Origin of the sequence: Rothia sp. LK2492, from assembly GCF_040946345.1 — a bacterium.
GTDB lineage: Bacteria > Actinomycetota > Actinomycetes > Actinomycetales > Micrococcaceae > Rothia > Rothia endophytica.
On record NZ_JAYWLX010000004.1, the window covers coordinates 145675 to 163118 of the forward strand.

At 54.8% G+C, this 17444-nt stretch carries 17 protein-coding genes; 9 read left to right on the forward strand and 8 right to left on the reverse strand.

Annotated features, from left to right (window positions below; all coding sequences use genetic code 11):
- Nucleotides 1-2 precede the first annotated feature (2 nt).
- The 8 genes from VVR27_RS06175 to VVR27_RS06210 form a co-directional block, all read right to left on the reverse strand.
- Complete coding sequence (locus tag VVR27_RS06175) at nt 3-344, reverse strand: lycopene cyclase domain-containing protein (RefSeq protein WP_251380315.1); 342 nt, start codon at nt 342-344, stop codon at nt 3-5.
- Nucleotides 341-706 carry a lycopene cyclase domain-containing protein gene (locus tag VVR27_RS06180; protein WP_368547582.1) on the reverse strand — a complete coding sequence of 122 codons (366 nt, stop codon included), beginning with the start codon at nt 704-706 and terminating at the stop codon, nt 341-343. Before VVR27_RS06180 ends, VVR27_RS06175 begins: the two co-directional genes overlap by 4 nt.
- Entirely contained in the window at nt 703-2238 is a 1536-nt protein-coding gene (gene crtI, locus VVR27_RS06185) for a phytoene desaturase family protein (RefSeq protein WP_368547583.1), read from the reverse strand. The genes VVR27_RS06180 and crtI overlap by 4 nt, the downstream gene beginning before the upstream one ends.
- On the reverse strand, nt 2235-2588 hold the full coding sequence (locus VVR27_RS06190; RefSeq protein ID WP_368547584.1) for a squalene/phytoene synthase family protein: 354 nt from the start codon (nt 2586-2588) through the stop codon (nt 2235-2237). Before VVR27_RS06190 ends, crtI begins: the two co-directional genes overlap by 4 nt.
- A gap of 16 nt (nt 2589-2604) precedes the next feature.
- Nucleotides 2605-3114 (reverse strand): squalene/phytoene synthase family protein, encoded by a 510-nt coding sequence (locus tag VVR27_RS06195; protein WP_368547585.1) that lies wholly within the window; start codon nt 3112-3114, stop codon nt 2605-2607.
- Complete coding sequence (locus tag VVR27_RS06200; RefSeq protein ID WP_368547586.1) at nt 3111-4052, reverse strand: polyprenyl synthetase family protein; 942 nt, start codon at nt 4050-4052, stop codon at nt 3111-3113. Before VVR27_RS06200 ends, VVR27_RS06195 begins: the two co-directional genes overlap by 4 nt.
- Before the next feature lie 116 nt (nt 4053-4168).
- Complete coding sequence (idi, locus tag VVR27_RS06205) at nt 4169-4702, reverse strand: isopentenyl-diphosphate Delta-isomerase (protein ID WP_368547587.1); 534 nt, start codon at nt 4700-4702, stop codon at nt 4169-4171.
- Between the two features lie 165 nt (nt 4703-4867).
- Entirely contained in the window at nt 4868-5494 is a 627-nt protein-coding gene (locus VVR27_RS06210) for a DedA family protein (protein WP_345446419.1), read from the reverse strand.
- A 225-nt stretch (nt 5495-5719) separates the two neighbouring features.
- Here VVR27_RS06210 and VVR27_RS06215 point away from each other — a divergent pair, with 225 nt between their 5' ends.
- The 9 genes from VVR27_RS06215 (at nt 5720) to VVR27_RS06255 (ending at nt 17424) form a co-directional block, all read left to right on the forward strand.
- Nucleotides 5720-7738, forward strand: a complete 2019-nt coding sequence (locus VVR27_RS06215) for an McrB family protein (RefSeq protein ID WP_368547588.1) — start codon at nt 5720-5722, stop codon at nt 7736-7738.
- Nucleotides 7735-8931: an McrC family protein gene (locus VVR27_RS06220; protein ID WP_368547589.1), complete on the forward strand. Its 1197-nt coding sequence runs from the start codon at nt 7735-7737 to the stop codon at nt 8929-8931. Before VVR27_RS06215 ends, VVR27_RS06220 begins: the two co-directional genes overlap by 4 nt.
- 237 nt (nt 8932-9168) lie before the next feature.
- A complete protein-coding gene (locus VVR27_RS06225) occupies nt 9169-9804 on the forward strand; it encodes a hypothetical protein (RefSeq protein WP_368547590.1) in 636 nt (211 codons plus the stop codon).
- Nucleotides 9805-9917: 113 nt separating this feature from the next.
- A complete protein-coding gene (locus VVR27_RS06230) occupies nt 9918-11390 on the forward strand; it encodes an O-acetylhomoserine aminocarboxypropyltransferase/cysteine synthase family protein (protein ID WP_368547591.1) in 1473 nt (490 codons plus the stop codon).
- 3 nt (nt 11391-11393) lie between these two features.
- A complete protein-coding gene (locus tag VVR27_RS06235) occupies nt 11394-11894 on the forward strand; it encodes a CoA-binding protein (RefSeq protein ID WP_368547592.1) in 501 nt (166 codons plus the stop codon).
- A 134-nt stretch (nt 11895-12028) separates the two neighbouring features.
- A complete protein-coding gene (locus VVR27_RS06240; RefSeq protein WP_368547593.1) occupies nt 12029-13132 on the forward strand; it encodes a pirin family protein in 1104 nt (367 codons plus the stop codon).
- A gap of 330 nt (nt 13133-13462) precedes the next feature.
- Nucleotides 13463-14311 carry an NlpC/P60 family protein gene (locus tag VVR27_RS06245; protein ID WP_368547594.1) on the forward strand — a complete coding sequence of 283 codons (849 nt, stop codon included), beginning with the start codon at nt 13463-13465 and terminating at the stop codon, nt 14309-14311.
- A gap of 165 nt (nt 14312-14476) precedes the next feature.
- Nucleotides 14477-16129, forward strand: coding sequence for an RNA-binding domain-containing protein (locus VVR27_RS06250; protein ID WP_368547595.1), 1653 nt, complete (start codon nt 14477-14479; stop codon nt 16127-16129).
- A 158-nt stretch (nt 16130-16287) separates the two neighbouring features.
- A complete protein-coding gene (locus VVR27_RS06255) occupies nt 16288-17424 on the forward strand; it encodes a PLP-dependent aspartate aminotransferase family protein (RefSeq protein WP_368547596.1) in 1137 nt (378 codons plus the stop codon).
- Nucleotides 17425-17444: the final 20 nt, after the last annotated feature.

Below are 17444 nucleotides of genomic sequence, written 5' to 3' on the forward strand. Positions count from 1 at the left end.
CGCTAGCTCGCTTTCTGTGGGGGTCTCTGGCGAGCGAATCTTTTATTGAGGACTTCGAACCACATAGGCAACACCAGAGCGGTGAAGATGGGGTAGCTAAAATCTTCCAGTGGTACGAGGCCTAGTGTGATATTGGAGAAGTTCTCTTCGGGATATCGACATAAATCAACAGCGATCATGATGTTATCGAAGATCAAGGTAAGGGTCAGCATCACCAACAAGGTGAGAGCCATAGCCGCCAACGGTAAACGCTGAGACTGACGGCGCAGAACCACGGCTCCGAGTAGGGTGAGGGCAACCGCTAGCCCGACGACGATTAATGCCAGCTGGCTATAGGGGCTCACACCTGCACCTCGCTGGCTGAATCGTTAGGAGCTAAGCCTTCTTGACCTCGTCGAGTTTCTACCCATCTGTTGAGCAACCCATAAATGACCAAGGTGCAGTAACTCAGAAAAGCCAGAAAAATAGGCTCTTCAAGGGGTATATGCGGGGTGAGCCAGATGCCCAGAAGATAAGGTGACTCACCCCGAACAAAAATAGCGTGCTCTATGGCATACAAGTCGACGATGATGAGGGCAGCCACCCCAAAACCTACCATCAGCACGGTACTAAGGGCCCTCCGGAAGAGCGCCACCTTAAACCGGGCATCCAGAATCATCATGCCAGCGATGGAGCCTAAAAGTGCTAAGAGATAGAGCCAATTCATAGGCTCTTCAACGCCTTCATGCTTTTATCACCCATCATTTCTTTGACCACTAGCTCAGCACTAATTAGACACATGGGTACCCCAATTCCGGGGATTGTAGATGAGCCGGCAAAGAGCAGGTTCTTTACCTTCTTGGACTTATTGCTAGCACGGAAGACCGCGCTCTGGGCGAGGATGTGAGAAGGCCCCAAAGCGGTGCCTTTCCATGCCCCCAGTTCATGCTGAAAATCTGCAGGTGACACGGTACGGCGTACCACTATACGCTCAGCTAAGTCAGGAATATCAGCCCACTCTGCTACCTGCTCAATGGCTCGGTCTACAAAGCGTTCAATCTGCTCGTCTCCGGTACCGTCTTCACCACCGTGGCCGAATTCTGGGCGTGCAGCCACGGGGATTAGTACAAATAAGTTTTCATAACCGTCAGGGGCAACTGACACATCAGAAGCGCTGGGCTTACCGATATAAATTGATGGGGTTTCAGGTAGCGTGTTGCCTTCAAGCTCAGCAAAGCCTTTTTCCCAGTCATCAGCAAAAAAGAGTGTGTGGTGTGCCAGCTCTGGAAGCTCCCCTTCAACGCCCAGCATCGCGAGCACCGCTCCAGGTCCACTGTCTGCCTTAGCCCACCAGCGCTCGCTATGATCGCGGTTTTCTTTTTCAAGAAGCTGATGTTCCACAAAATGTAGGTCACACGCTGCTACCACGGTATCCCCGTAGATACGATGGCTCTCACCTGAGCTGTCGATATATTCAACACCCCTTGCTACGCCCTCGTCCACCAGTATCTTTTGGGCATCAGCGCCGGTAATGATAGTTGCCCTGGACTGGCGGGCTAGAGTCTCGATGCTCTCTACCACGCGATTGAATCCACCCTGTGGGTAGAGAACCCCTGCATTTACATCCAGATGCGTCATCAGGTGGTACATAGCGGGGGTTTTTAGGGGCGAGCCACCTAAAAATACAGCCGGGTAGCCCAGTACACGGCGCATCCGTGGGTCTGCTGTATGCGCCTGAATCTTCTGATCCAGTGAGCGGCTGAGCAGTCCCACCAGTTGAGGGAGCCGGCGCAGGACGCTGGGATGAACTAAATCCTTAGCCGAACGGAAAGACCCGTAGAGAAAGCGCTTCAAAGCGATGTTGTAGGTATCGCGGGCTGATTCTACGTAAGCTGTGATTCCCTCCCTGTGCTCGGGGTCTAAGGCCACGAGCGACTCAAATGCTTCAGCGGTTCCTGCTAAATCAAAGGGCTCTTGCTGGCCTTCGAAGTAGGCGCGGTAGCCTGGGTCAAGGCGGCTGAGGTCCAACTGCTCAGAGGTGCTGCTACCCATCAACTCGTAAAAATGGTCAAAAACTTCGGGCATCAGATACCAGGAAGGGCCTGTGTCGAACCTGAAACCCTGTTTTTCCCAGGAACCCGCCCGTCCTCCCGTGGTTTCTTTCTTTTCAAGAAGAGTGACGGTGTGCCCCTGACGTCCTAACAGGGCGGCCGCCGCCAAACCAGAAATACCTGCACCAATAATGACAATTTGCTTCATAGCGTTGCTTTCGATAGTGGCATCAGTTCTTTGCCAATTAGCCGTAATTTTGTCGGGGTGGAAAGAGAGAAACGGCGACGTTCAATATCACGAACGGAAGCCGCTTGAAGCTGTTCAAGCAGGTGCTTGTAGAGAGCGGTGGCGCTACGGACAGCGTACCGGGCACGGCGTGGCAGAGCGTCGATACCGGAGCGTGCATGTGCTAAATCCTGCTCGATATCGGCGATGATCACCCCCAAGGAGTCTTCATTAAGTTTGCCCTCCACGTGAGGAAAATAGTTTCGCCCCAGGCGAGTTGAATCATCAGCGTAGTCCCGTAAGAAATTTATTTTCTGAAAGGCCGCACCCAATGCTTGAGCCGCCCCCTCAAGTTCCTGCCGCTGAAGAGGGGGGGCAGGGATTATCTTTAAGAAAAATGCAGAGACACATCAGGCCGATAACCTCAGCTGAACCGTAAATATAGCGGTGGTACTGTTCATCGGTGTCGAAGTTGACCTCATCAAGATCCACGCGCATGGATTCAAAAAAGGGCCGGGTCAGGTCAGCTGTGATGCCGCAGGCACGAGCCTCTCTGGCGAAGGCATGCACCACCAGATTGCTACTGAAACCGGTAGATAATGCAAACTCGACCTCACGTTCTAACACGTCCAAAGCCTGGCGCTGTTGGCCTACGGTGAGCCCGGCATCAGCAGCAGTACCATCAACAATTTCATCGGCAACTCTCACCAGGGCATAAATGCAGGCAATAGAAGTGCGCATTGCCGACGGGTAAATGAGACTCGCCAGCCTAAAGGAGCTAGAGTAGACCCCAATCACCGGGTAGCTACTACGCCGCGCGGCTAAGGAATAAAGCCCCAGACGGTCAGTGTGATTCATGAGAAACGACCCCCTAGAGTGGTGGTAAAGGCTAGAAGATGTTCTTGCAGAGCGGGGGGAAACTGTGCCTGTCGAATCTCCTGTGAACATGAGCTGATGTAGGTGTTAACTAATTCCTCGGTGCGCTGGCGCGAACCACTAGCTACCAAAAATGCTCTGAAACTATCTATTTGTTCCTCTGTGGCGTTAGGGTCAGCCCACAAATGCCGATATTCCTCCCATCCCTCATGCTGCCGGGCGTAGACAATAAGCATCGTTTCTTTGCCCTGCACAATATCGGTGCTGGCTGACTTTCCGGTTACTGAAGGGTTCCCGAAGGCGCCCAGGAGGTCATCGGTTATCTGAAAAATCTGCCCTAGGGTGTCGCCAATGCGAGAAAGCGTGTGAAGGTGGGCTGGTGGTGCATAAGCCAGAATAGCCCCCATCATGAGCGGGGCTTGAAAACTGTAGACGGACGTCTTCCGATGCATCATCGTCCGCAAATCCTCAAGCGTCGGGGTTCTAATACCCAGCCCATATGCCAAATCTAGCTGTTCCCCACTCGCTGCATGCTGCACGCTCTCCTCAAAAACAGATAGCAGGTGCTCTCTCACCTTGAAAGGGGCATCGATTAAGGCCATAAGCTTGTAGGCAAGGGAAATCAGCAGATCCCCTCCTAGCAGAGCGTTAGCCTCACCCCAGCGCTGAGCGATATTAGATGGGTGGTTTTCATGCAGGGCAGCATCCCGAAAAACTTGAATAGAGTTGGGGTGACCGCGGCGCTCAAGATCCTGATCAACAATGTCATCGTGCATCAGCAGAGCGATGTGCAATAGTTCTAGCGCAGCAGCGCTTTTTAGTGCGGCATCATGAGCGATTCCATCGTAAGCGTCAAATACGGTGAGAAGCAGGGTGGGGCGAACTCGTTTACCCGATGCGCTGAGCGTTGCAATACTCAACCATAATTGCTCATAGAGCGGACCCATAGAAACCGCTGATTGAGTATTTAACTCAACAAGCTGGGAAAGGTAGTTTTCAAAGGACTGCTGGGTTTTTACCGGTGGAGCTAGCACTGTTAGCCCTTTTCTGCAGTGGAGTTTGAATAGAGTCCCATCAGAGGCGCCTGTAAGGTGAGCCAGGGGCTAAAGGCCCAAGGGGTTGCGGTAAGACTAGTCCTAAGGTCAGATGGAGAAACCCAACGGTACTCTAGAACCTCAGCTGGGTGCGGGGTCAAACCACCATTCAAATGTGCGGTAAAGACCGGGCATACTTCGTTTTCAACCACACCGCTGGCATCTACGGCACGGTATCTGAAATCAGGTAATTCGATGCTTACCTTCTCTAGCGTGGCACCGAGCTCCCCCCGTGCGTGGCGTGTTAGTGCGTCTGTGATACTTTCGCCGGGCGTGGGGTGACCGCAGAAAGAATTGGTCCATACCCCGGGCCAGGTTTTCTTGCTCAAGGCCCGGCGGGTAATCAGAACTTCCCCGTTCCCGTTGAGCACATGACACGAGAATGCAAGATGTAGGGGCGTTTCAGCTGTTTGCACCATATTTTTGGGCGCGACGCCCACAGGCTGGCCCTGCTCGTCGACTAGCACGACGTCCATAAGTTCATATCCTCCCAGGAGCAATTATCAGAAGACTACTTGTTTTTGGCTGGTCTGAAGCGTTCAACACCCCCCTTTTATTATTTACCCAAGGTAAAGTGGTTTTTCCTCTTTAAAAGTAAGAACGCCGCACCCGGCCCGGGTGCGGCGTCCTTCTTTGTTACTTTAGGCGACGTCGTGCTTCTCTTGCATTGCGCGGCGGATAAGCCATACCAGGCAGGCAAGCAGGGCTAGGGCGATGACTGCGTAGACCACGGTGGAGTACTGGTCGATGACGTGTTCTACGGCGTGCCAGTTTTCACCCAGAATCCAACCCAACCAGATGAGCAGGGCGTTCCACACGGCTGAACCAGCTAGGGTGTAGAGACCGAAGGTGAGGGGGTGCATGCGGTCGATGCCGGCGGGAACTGAGATGAGGGAACGCACGCCGGGGATGAGGCGACCGAGCAGGATAGAGACCTTGCCGTAGCGGTCGAACCAAGCGAGGGCCTTATCGACGTCATCAACCTTGACCAGCCACATCCATGCCGCAATTTTGCGTAGACGCTCAGCGCCAATGGCGGCACCGACATAGTAGAGAAAGTAGGCGCCGGCAAGGGAACCGGCGGTTGCCCAGATGAAAGCGGCTACCACGTTCATGGACCCCTGTGAGGAGGTGAAACCTGCCAGCGGCAAAATAACTTCAGAGGGGATGGGCGGGAAGACGTTCTCAAGGAACACCGCTAGACCTACACCCGGTGAACCGATGGCCTCCATGACCGAGATGATCCAGTCAATAATATTTTGGAGCATGCATGCCCTCTTTCATGCTAGAGGCGGGCTTATCCCTCGCCAGAAAAACTGTATTCATTCTTGCTTACTTACGTGGGAAAAGTCAGAAGCGTGCTGGTGAGTCAGCTGGGGATTTTGGTCATAGAACCTAAGGGTGGATGCCGGGTTATGGGGGCTACCCTTTCAAAACATATATCAGCGATATATTGGGGGAATAAACCTACTATCAACCTAGATGAAGGCGCCATGGCTGAGCAGACTGAATCCTCTTACATTACTACCGGTTATCGTTCCCCGTTAGGACCATACCAGCTACGGGTTGAGGAGTCTGCGTGTGGAGCCCACTTAATCCTTGACCATATTTTTGGTGATAAGAAGTCATACCTGGACCCCACGTGTACCATTTGGGACTCAGAGACCGCTCATAAAGCCCAGGACATGGTGCTTCAGTCCTGCTGGCAAGGCGAGGGAAACCCATTCACTGAGATCCCTGCCTTCCTTAGAATAGCAGGAGTAGATAGCAAGGCTTTGGCGCTTTTTACCGCCGAATCTTACTTGCTCCGTAATATCCAAATGGATGCGGCAAAACCGGAAACCATAGAATTCCGCATCCGTATCCTTCTTGAGGGTGCCTACACTCCTGAGCAGGCGGAAGCTATGCTGACGGGTAAGGAAATAGCCAGGTTACTTTCTCTGACTCTTTATAAAGGAGGGCAACAGGCAAATTTTTACCCCTCTATGACTTTTATTTGGATGGCCCAGTTGTGCCAGGCTCTAGCAAATGCTCCCCGAGCTGACGAGCTAGCTGAAAATCCTTGGCTTCTGAAAGATTTTCTGAGTCCTGTAAGTGAAGCCGCTGCAGAAATATATGTCAGGCGAGGTCGTGAAACTGGTCAAGAACCCAGAAGGTCTCTGTCTTTAGATGCCCATGCTCGCCCTTTCCTCATTGCTATGTTCCCCAACGTTTTTGAACCCATCGGTGTTTCTAGCTCCAAGAAAAAAATCAATGACTACCTGTTGCAGAAATTACAACTAACTGACGAGGGAGATATCGATAAGAACCTACTCGAAGCGCGCTGCTACATAGAGACTTCTCAGGACCAAGATAATCCTGGTCTCCAGGAAATTCAGGATTTTCTGGGTACTGATACACACCACCAGAGAGGGGACTTCGTATTTGGCGAGGATCGTGTGGTTCTCTTTGACGGTCTAATGCCCTTATGGGGAACTCCTCGTTCATCTACCTCCAACCCAGTTAGTTCAGCCTCTGTTGAAACTCTTCCAGCTCAAGGACTCACCATGCTTCACAGACTCAATCAAAATCAGGTCGTGCAGAAGATTCATGCTCCTCGTGGTGGGAAAGAGGGAAAGAACTGGGTAGCTGATACCCTGGCTGTGTTAGAGAACCGCAAACAAATTATTTTCTACGGACCTCCCGGAACCGGCAAAACTTTTATTGCACAGGCACTTGTTGATTCCTATGAGCCCGAAGACCCAGCGGAAGAGCTTCCGGGTAGCCACTTTGAAATTGTGCAGTTCCACCCTTCTTATACCTATGAAGATTTCTTTGAAGGGTACCGCCCAAGTACTACCTCTCCGGAGGATAAAGACAGCTCCCAACAGTCGCTTAGCTTCACCCTTAAACCCGGCCCACTTAAACGTCTGGCTGACCGTGCGTGCCAGGAGCCAACACGGCCTTTCTTCCTCGTTATTGATGAAATCAACCGTGGCAACATCGCCAAAATTTTTGGTGAGCTCTATTTCCTTCTGGAATACCGCGACAGGGCGATTACTCTGCAATACTCTGATGCTGCTTTCTCCCTGCCTGAAAACCTCTTTATTATCGGCACCATGAACACGGTGGACCGGTCTATTGCCACCGTTGACTCCGCTATCCGCCGTCGTTTTGCTTTCGTTGAGCTTTCCCCGCGGAAGGAACCAACCCGCGGAGCTCTTGCTCGTTCCGGGAACAGCGTAGGTGCACAACTCCAAGAAGAACTTAACAGCCGTCTATCGAACCGGGGCGCAGACCTATCGGTGGGCCCCTCATACTTCTTTGGGCTCACCACTCAGGAAAGTCTGCAGCAGGTGTGGCATTATGACATTCTTCCCCTGCTCGTTGACTACTTCTACGGTGTCAAAACACCAGACCAAGTGGAAAGTGAATACGCGCTCAACACTTTCTTGACTTCGGGTAGCGGTGAGGAAGCTGAGCTGGAAGAAGGAGACGGAGCCAATGACGCCCAGGGAGACACTGGTGAATGATGCCGAGCTTCTCCTTAGCTGAAAATTCCCAAAACCTGCTGGTGCTTGATACCCCTAGTCATGCTGTTGCTCTGGAAAAGAGCGGGCTTTTTAAGGTGTTCTCCGTGGGAGCAGAGATTGCCGTGCGCCCAGCTCTCAACCGGGTGGGAATCGTTGTCGTTGGTGGAACTCGCTATGAAGTAACCCCAAAATTAGCGGTATCTCAGCTCTTCTTTCTGATGAGTTACAGCGCAAAGGATCCCTTCCTGCCCGAAAGCTATCGGTCTGATAAACGAGATTTATGGGACCTGATCGCCAGGGTTTTTCTTGCCCGTACCCATCAGGCTGTCGGGCGAGGGTTGCTTTACGATTACGTTACGGTCGAGGACGAATTGCCGCTTGTCAAGGGCTCTATCAGGGTAGAGGATCAAATGGCGCGCCGCCCTTGGACGCCAATCCCTCTAGAAGTTACCTATGATGACTACTCGCCAAATATCGTCGAAAACAAAATTCTCAAGACTGCGCTTTCTCGGGTGCTCATGATGCCGGGTCTTGACCCCAATGTGCGTCAACGACTTCTATCCCTAGAGCTAGTTTTTGCTGAGGTGGACAGTCTGCCACGTGGCAGTCATACCCCACCTTGGCAATTAAACCGTAGAAACACGGGATATCAGTCTGCGCTGAAACTGGCCACAATCATTCTTGAAAATATGTCACCGGGCGAGGGCCATGGGGTCCACTCCATGATCTCTTTTGTAGTGAATCTGCCGGGTATTTTTGAGGATTTTCTCGCATCTATTATGCAGGAAAGCTTCGTTGGACAGTTTCGCCGCTCATTGAGCGTAAGAACTCAGCGTAAACAGAAAATTGACCGAGAACAGAAGATTGAGATCCGCCCTGACATCCTTGTTGAAGAGGACGGCAATCAGATTGTTGTTGCTGATGCTAAGTACAAGGTAGGTGACCAGGATAAGAGCGCTGCAAATGATGATATCTATCAGATGGTAACCTACTGCAAACATTTAGGACTGAAGAGTGGACATCTGATTCTGGCTGGCTCAAGTCAAGGTAGTGCTACCAGCACAACCCACCATCTCAACGATATCGGCCTTAAGCTGCACACTCATTATCTCGACCTTAGCGCCTCACCTGAGAACGTTATTGCTCAGATAACCAACCTTGCTCATAAGCTCGTCTGCTCTGAAGAAGAATAACACTGGGGGGCTACCTGCCTGAGACCCCTCACAATTTACATGTTATTTGAGTGCAAACTTGCTTTTCTGAACCTGTGTGAAACCAGAAGAAATCCAAATTTCTCGCCTTACGTGCCCTTAGAAAGCCCACACCCTACGGGTTGTGTCCCCACTTTTGTATAAAACCACATTACACATAAGCCTCCGTATGCACTGGTCAGGCAAGCATTCCCACCCGACTTTTATTAGGGTGGAAATATGAACAGTGTATTTTCTCGAAGAACAGCTCTTAAAGGTGCCGCCTGGTCAGGTGCTGCCACCCTGGCTATCTCCGCGCCAGCTGCCCACGCGGTGTCCGACTATGCCTACTACAATGCCAGCAGCCAGAGTGGTCGCCTGTCCTTGAACAGCGATGGCAACCGGGTGCTTAACCTCTTTACTGATTTGCCGGTAGCCCCGGAACCAGCAGGCTTCTCAGTAGGCTACGAAAGCGGCCAGGCCGTGGACGCCACCGCCCAGCTAGCACGCCTGGACTACTACTTTGCGGTGCCCGCAGAGTACGCTTCTGCGCAAGAACCCCAGCTGCTGGATGATTGCACCGAGTCGTGGACTGAACCCCGGCTAGTGGAAGAAACGGTAACAACAGCTCAGGGAGTCACTCCTGATCTCACTGGCTACCGTCTCTATGTCACCAGCTTCACCGGCCCTTCCACCAACCCAGTGCTGTTGGATGCGGCAACTGCTACCTGGCCCGGGAGCGAAATCAGCCTCTGCATGGTTGGGAGGAGTGCAGAAGAAGTGACTCTTTACGCCGGTTACGTGACTTCCTTTACGACCGACAGCGGTTTCACCCGTGATAACGCCACCCTCGTCCAGCAACTCACGGTGACCTAGCAGGCGGTAGGCACGCGTCGTCATAATACGCAACGTGAGAAACACTTGTTTATCTGGTGAGGGCTAGACCACTATGAAGAGTGAATACCTGTCCCCTTTCCAAGGAGCACCACGTGGCCGAGCATACCTTTGGCTTCCGCACCCGCGCCCTGCATGCTGGCGGCACCCCCGACGCTGAGCACGGGGCACGCGCCGTGCCCATCTACCAGTCCACCTCCTTCGTTTTTAAGGACGCGGATGACGCCGCTAACCTTTTTGCCCTGCAAAAGTACGGCAATATTTACTCGCGTCTGGGTAACCCCACGGTGGCAGCCCTCGAAGAACGTCTCGCCTCGCTAGAGGGCGGTATCGGTGCTGTTGCTACTGCTTCGGGTATGGCTGCAGAGTTCATTACCTTCGCTGCCCTCTGCCAGGCGGGGGACCACATCGTGGCGTCCTCCAACCTTTACGGCGGCACCGTCACCCAGCTAGATGTCTCCTTGCGCCGCTTCGGTATCGAAACCACCTTTGTCGATGGCACTGACCCTGCCGACTACGCCGCCGCTATCCGCCCCGAGACCAAGGCGCTCTACACTGAAATCGTTGCTAACCCCTCGGGCCAGATTGCTGACCTGCCCGGCCTGGCAGCTGTCGCCCATGAGAACGACATCCCCCTGGTGGTCGATGCGACCCTCTCCACCCCTTACCTGATCCGTCCCATTGAGCATGGGGCTGACATTGTGATTCACTCGGTGACCAAGTTCCTGGGCGGGCACGGCACCACCCTGGGCGGTGTCGTGGTTGAATCTGGCCGCTTCAACTGGGGTAACGGCAAGTTCCCCACCATGACCGAGCCGGTGCCCTCCTACAACAACATTTCCTGGTGGGGCAACTTCGGCGAATACGGCTTCCTGACCAAGCTACGCAGCGAACAGCTGCGCGACTTCGGCCCCTCTCTACCCGCCCAGTCAGCTTTCAACCTTCTGCAGGGCGTTGAGACCCTGGCGCAACGCATGGACGCCCACCTGGCAAATGCGCGCGCCGTAGTCGAGTGGCTGGATGCCGACCCCCGCATCTCCTACGTCAACTATGCTGGCCTGCCCACCCACCCCCACTACGAGCGCGGTCAGCAACTCCTGCCGCTGGGCGTAGGCTCGGTCTTCTCCTTTGGCGTTGCCGCTACCGAGAAAGCTGGTGGCCGAGACGTTGGTGCCGAGTTCATCGGTGCCCTGCAGTTGGCCTCCCACCTGGCTAACATCGGGGATGCCCGCACGCTGGTGCTGCACCCGGCGTCCACCACCCACCAGCAACTTACCCCCGAGCAGCTGGCCGCCGGTGGCGTCAACGAAGATTTGATTCGCATTTCGGTGGGTCTCGAAGACCCCGAAGACATCATCTGGGACCTAGACCAGGCACTCACCCATGCATCCGGGCGCAACTACGCCGGTGAAACCGTGGGCGTTGCTAGCGCTGATCAGCTGGTCGAACGCCGTGCAGCCGCTGAGGCAGAAGCCCTAGCGCAGAAAGAGGCACTAGAGGCAGATGCTGCAGCCCACGCCGCCGAGCGCGCCGCTCGCGAGATTTCCCGCCCCAAGAAGGAGGCATAAGCCATGACTGAACGTACCTGGGAAGGCCCCAGCGCCCCTGAACGTCTCGCGATTCTGCACGATACGAAGAGCATTGCCATTGTGGGTATGAGCGATAAAATTTCGCGTTCGTCCTACTTCGTAGCAACCTATCTGCAGTCCTCTAGCCCCTACACTCTCTATTTCGTGAACCCCATTCTTGCTGCCAAAGGTAAGGAAGTTCTGGGGCAGAAGGTGTACGCCTCCCTGGCTGATCTGCCGGAAGCCCCTGATATGGTGGAGATTTTCCGCCGCAACGAGGATCTGCCGGGCGTAGTGCAGGAGTCTATCGACGCAGGCGCTAAGACCGTGTGGATGCAGCTGGGCTCCTGGAATGAGGAGGCCGCGCGACTGGGGGAGAGTGCCGGGCTGAACGTAGTGATGGACCGCTGCGTCAAAATTGAGTACGCCCGCTTCCATGGCGGTTTGCACCTCGCAGGCTTCGTGACCGGCGTGATTTCCTCCAAACGGCAGGTACTGGCCTAGGCACACTTGCCCCTGATTGCACTCGTGATTTCCTTGTCCTTAACCGTTGGGTGCCGGTCCCAGTAACAGGCTGAGACCGGCAGTGGTTGTTGCTGAAGGTTTCACCAATTCTCGGCGCGGGTTAGGCTAAAACCATGAAACTTCTTGAGCCCCGCCTCGTTCCGTTGGGCGGCTTGCGCGCCATGACCGTACGCCGTCTTCTTCCTTCCAAAGAACGCCGCATGATTGGTGCCTGGTGTTTCGTGGACCATTACGGCCCCGATGACGTGGCGGCTACTGGCGGTATGCGCGTGGCACCCCACCCCCACACCGGCCTGCAAACCGCCAGCTGGATCTTCACCGGAACCGTTGAGCACAGGGACTCCCTGGGCACTGTAGCGGACGTGCGCCCCGGCGAACTCAACCTCATGACAGCTGGCTACGGCATTAACCACAGTGAATATTCCACCGCTGACACCCAGGTGCTCCACGGGGTGCAGCTCTGGATTGCCCTACCTGAGGCCCACCTTAATACTGAACCCGCTTTTGAGAACTTTGCGCCTCCGCCCCTCACCTTTGCCGCCCGTCAGGGTGCGCACGGTGCAGACAGTCTCCCGCTGCAGGCCCGCGTTTTTCTGGGCGAGCTCTCCCTCACCATGGGTAGCGCTACCCTGCAGGGAACTTCCCCGGTGGAAACCTTTTCGCCCCTACTGGGAGCTGAAATTATGGTGGGCGCGCCGGGATCAGACCCCGAAGCTGCCAAGAACCCACCTGCGGATGCTCCGCACCAACACTTCACCCTGACCCTGGATCCCACTTTCGAACGTGGCATCTTGGTGGACACCGGAGCCGCTATCGTGCAGGGTCGCCGTATTGAGGCAGACCAGATGCTCTACCTTGAGCCCGGCTCAGATACCCTAGCCATCGAAACGGTGGGGGAGACCCGCCTCATCGTTCTAGGTGGCCAGCCCTTTGGCGAGCACATCACCATGTGGTGGAACCTCATCGGGCGAAACCACCAGGATATTGTGGACGCCCGCGCCGCCTGGCAAGCGCAAGTAGAGCTGTTTGAGCCCGGTGCTGAAGAGGGAGTCGTGACGGATGGTGCCCTGGCAGAAGGGGCCACACCTGAAACCGCGGCGGGGGTCTACCCACGCTTTGGCGGCGTCGTGCTACTACCGGCAGAGTATGGGGAGAGTATGCCCGTGATCTCTGCCCCTCAGCTACCCCCGGTCACTCTTAAGTCACGCGGAGATTAAGCTCTCTGCCCCTCAACGGTGCAAAGAATGCGCCGCGCCAACATTCCATACTTTGAAGCTATTTGTTGACATGCTAATCCCCCGGGGTGATGAATTGCACGCTGATGAGTAAAAAACAGCTAATTTACAGGGTTTTTGGTATCCCGTGTGTCAGAGGGAGGCATCTTGAGCAGAGTTTTATAACGATTTGGTATACATCGTTACCAAATCGTTATATGCTGTTCAGAGTCCAATGAGCTTCTGGGAACTTGCCACGAAGCAACTAGAGCCAAAGGCAGCCCAGTACAACAGGCGGGTCGCTGAAATTCTAACGAAGGAAAAGGTATTAACGTGCGTCGTTCACTCTCAGTAGGTGCGGTAGGTGTAGTTCTAGCAGGCGGTGCTTTTGCAGCCGCTAACGCAACCAATGAAGCTCCGCAGACCACCGCAGATAACGGTGCAGTAGTTTCTGCCCCCTTGCTCAAGTCATTCGCCCTGGCCGGCGAGGGCAAGATTGCTCTTTGGGGCGTGCCCGCTTACGTTGTGGCCCCCGAGAAGCCCGTTGAATCAACCCCCGTTGTTGAAGAAGCTGTCGCTGAAGAGGCTCCCGTTGAGGAAGCTCCTGTAGTTGAGGTAGTAGTTGAAGAGGCTCCTGTTGATGAAGCACCTGTTGCAGAAGCTCCCGCAGAAGTTGCCGTTCAGGCTGAAACCGTAGAGGTTATCGAGGCTGCTCCTGTTGTTGAAGAAGCATCCGCTCCTGTTGTTGAATCTGCACCTGCTCCTGTTGTTGAAGCTGCACCTGCTCCTACTGTTGAAACTGAAGCTGCACCAGCTGCTGCTCTACCAGCAGCTAGCAACTCAGCTAAGCGCGATGCTGTAGTTGCAGCTGCCCTCGGTTACGCACAGATAAACGCTCAGACCGACTGCACCATGCTGGCCACCAATTCACTGCGCGCCGCTGGCATCAACTTCCACGGCTGGCCCATGGATTACATGCGACTGGGTACCGTTACTTCTAACCCCCAGCCTGGCGACCTTGTACTCTACGCCTCCAACGGCTTCGGTCAGCAGCACATCGCTGTTTACATCGGCAACGGACAGGCAGTACACGGCGGCTGGAACGGCATGGGAACCACTATCTTCTCAGTCAACCTGCCCACCGGCTCAGCACCTATCTATGTTTCACCTGCTGGCCTGTAAGGTCTAAGGCTCTCTAGCTTTTCTCAAGCGCCACCTCTTTCTCTAAGAGGTGGCGCTTTTGTATGCCCGGGTATCACCAGGGGTGGCGGTAGGCTGCCGGGGGCTGGACTAAGAACTTTAGGTGCGTGTATGTAACTTGTATCACAAAAGATGTAGGGTGAATCTATGCACGAGTTTTTGCGCGGTGATCCAGTGCGCGATGAGGTCAATCGTGTGCTGGGAGCTTTAGAAGATAACATTTGGTCTCATACCTATGAATCACGATACCTAGATTTCAAAGAAGAAGCCGGCCGACGTAACGGGCGCGGCGAAATACTTCCCTCAAGCCCACATAATGAGGAGGCCGCCTTTGCGCTGGCGGGGGAGGCCTCCTGCATGGCTAACACTGAACACGGCGGTGCCCTGATCGTGGGGGTGGCAGATGGAGGCGACATTATTGGCACAGAAATGGACGCCGCCTGGTTGCGGGGGCGTATTTACGCGCTCACTGAACACCAACTGACCGTGAGCATCCAGGAGGTGCACATTAGGGGCCGTAGGTTGCTCGTCATTCTGGCGCCCCAGGCGATTGAGCCGGTGCCCTGGAAAGATATTATTCACTGGCGGGTTAAGGATCAGTGTGTGGCGGTGACCGAAGAAGCGTGGAGGGAGCGCCAAGGGCGGAGTCTCAGCTTTGACTGGTCAGCTCAGGATTCAAAGATCCCCATCTACCACGTGCGCCCGGCCGCCTTGAAAGCCGCCCGCAGTTTCTTAGATGCGACGGGTTTGCCCAACCACCTCGATCTGTCGAGAGCTGATGATGAGGATTTGTTGCGCCGCTTGGGTGTGGTGACGGCACAAAATACTTTTACTAACGCTGGCTACCTGCTGTTGATTGGGCGAGGCCAGCCAGATATTACCTATCGCTTCTTCGCTAAGAACCATAAATATTCCGTTTTGCCGCCGGTCTACCAGGAAGGAAAGGCGCCTCCGCGGGCGTCCCTGTTGGAGGAACTTGCCACGGTATTTGCCCACATTGAACGAGCCACCCGTATTTGCGTCCTGGAGACTGAACTGGAGTATGCTGCTGAAACTGGCGATGGCCAGTATCAGAGCCTGCAGGATGTTGATTTGGCAACCTATGAGAAGCCGGGGAGGCTGCTCACCCAGGTGCCCCCGCGGGCTATTAAAGAGGCCCTGATGAACGGCGTGGCGCATCGAGACTGGGCTGCATCTGCCCCGGTGGATGTATGGCATTCGGCTAGTTCAGTGATGGTTGGTTCAGTCGGTGGGTTCTTCGGCGGGGTTACGGCTGAGAACCTGGGGCAGCACCCGCCTCGATCCCGGAACAACGCCCTGGTACAGGTGCTAGTAGAGCTCCACCTGATGGATTACCAGGGTGGAGGCATTACTACGCTGCGCAGAGAAATGCTGAAGCGCGGTATGCCAGCCCCTCTGATTGAGGAAGTAGCTGATGGGGATGCGGTGCGGGTGCAACTAACTGCTGAGGGACAGGATGTGGTGTGGGCGTGCTTTATTAGAGCGTTAGCTCCCCGACGTTTACGGCGGGATCTTGACCTTCTGATCCTTCTGCGCCATATCGTTACCCATGGTTATGTAACTCTTTGCGTAGCCCAAGATTTAACGGCTAAGCCTGAACGCCAGTGCCTTAATGCCCTTGCCAGTCTTGAAAAATCACATCTGGAGGGGGAGCCAGTGGTTTTTGCTAACCCTTGCAGATTGGGCACAGGGGATACCTTATGGGAACTCACCGATACGGCGGTGAAGAAGCTGAACTCTCTGCGAGACCGGTACGCTTTCAGTCACCAGAAACCCTAGCGGGCAGCAACTTTCCTTGTACTGGTTCGTGGTCTTAGTTACATGCCCGCAGGATGCCCTAGAAGCGGGTCATAAACTTGTAACAATAATTGTCCTAGCTGGCGGCGCCTGGTATAGGCTCAGACAGTACATTCCCATATACGAAAGGCAACTGATCCATGGCAGGTTTTACCACTCGTGCTATTCACGCCCTCCACGGTATCGAAGAAAACGCGGTTGTTCCCCCGATCTATACCTCAACCACCTTTGGTCAGCCCACTGACGGCACCGAAGGGCCTTTCGAATACCAGCGCGGAGGTAACCCTACCCGTTCTAACGCTGAAATCACCCTGGCAGCTCTTGAGGGCGCTGAGCATGCTTACGTCTACGCTACCGGCATGGGCGCTACCGCCGCTGCCATGGGAATTCTGAAGTCAGGCCAGACCATCATGCTGGGCATGCCCGTCTACGGCGGTAACTACCGCATGGCGACCATCGAAATGCCCAAGCGCGGGGTCAGCTACGAGTTCGTGCACGACTTTACCGCTCTTACCGATGCTGACTTTGTGGGTAAAGACGTGGGCATGATTTTCCTGGAAACCCCCACTAACCCCACCCTGCGCGTGGTTGATATCAGGGCAGTAGCCGAGATTGCCCACCGCAACGGTGCCCTGCTGGTCGTGGATAACACCTTTATGACCCCCTACCTGCAGCGCCCCCTCGAGCTGGGGGCTGACATCGTGGTCCAGTCTGCCACCAAGTACCTGGGCGGTCACGCTGACCTGCTGGCAGGTGTCGCCACCACGAACGATGCTGCCCTGGCAGACGAGCTCTTCAAAGCCCAGCTGATTACCGGCAACGTACTCTCACCCATCGACTCCTACCGCCTGATTCAGTCGGTCAAAACCCTGGCGATCCGCATGGACCGCCAGCAGCAGAACACCGCCCGCGTGCTGGAGGCAGTCACTGCCCACCCTGCCGTCCAGAAGGTCTACTTCCCCGGTTCCCACAGTGAAGCTGAAGCCCAGTTGCAGGCCGCGCAGTTAAGCGGCAACGGCGCGCTCTTCTCCTTCACCATGGCGGAGGGCAAGGATATCAAGGCCTTCTTGGACGCCCTGCAGGTCTTTACCTTCGCTGTGTCGCTAGGTGGCATTGAGTCCCTGGTCTGCCTGCCCTCCACCATGACCCAGGGCGCTTTCAGCGACGAAGATCTTGAAGCTTCAGGCATGACCAAGCGCCTGGTGCGTGTGGCCGTAGGTATCGAAGAAGCAGAGGATCTCATCGCCGATATCACTGCAGCTCTCGATGCCGCCTAAACTATCAGTAATACCCCCTT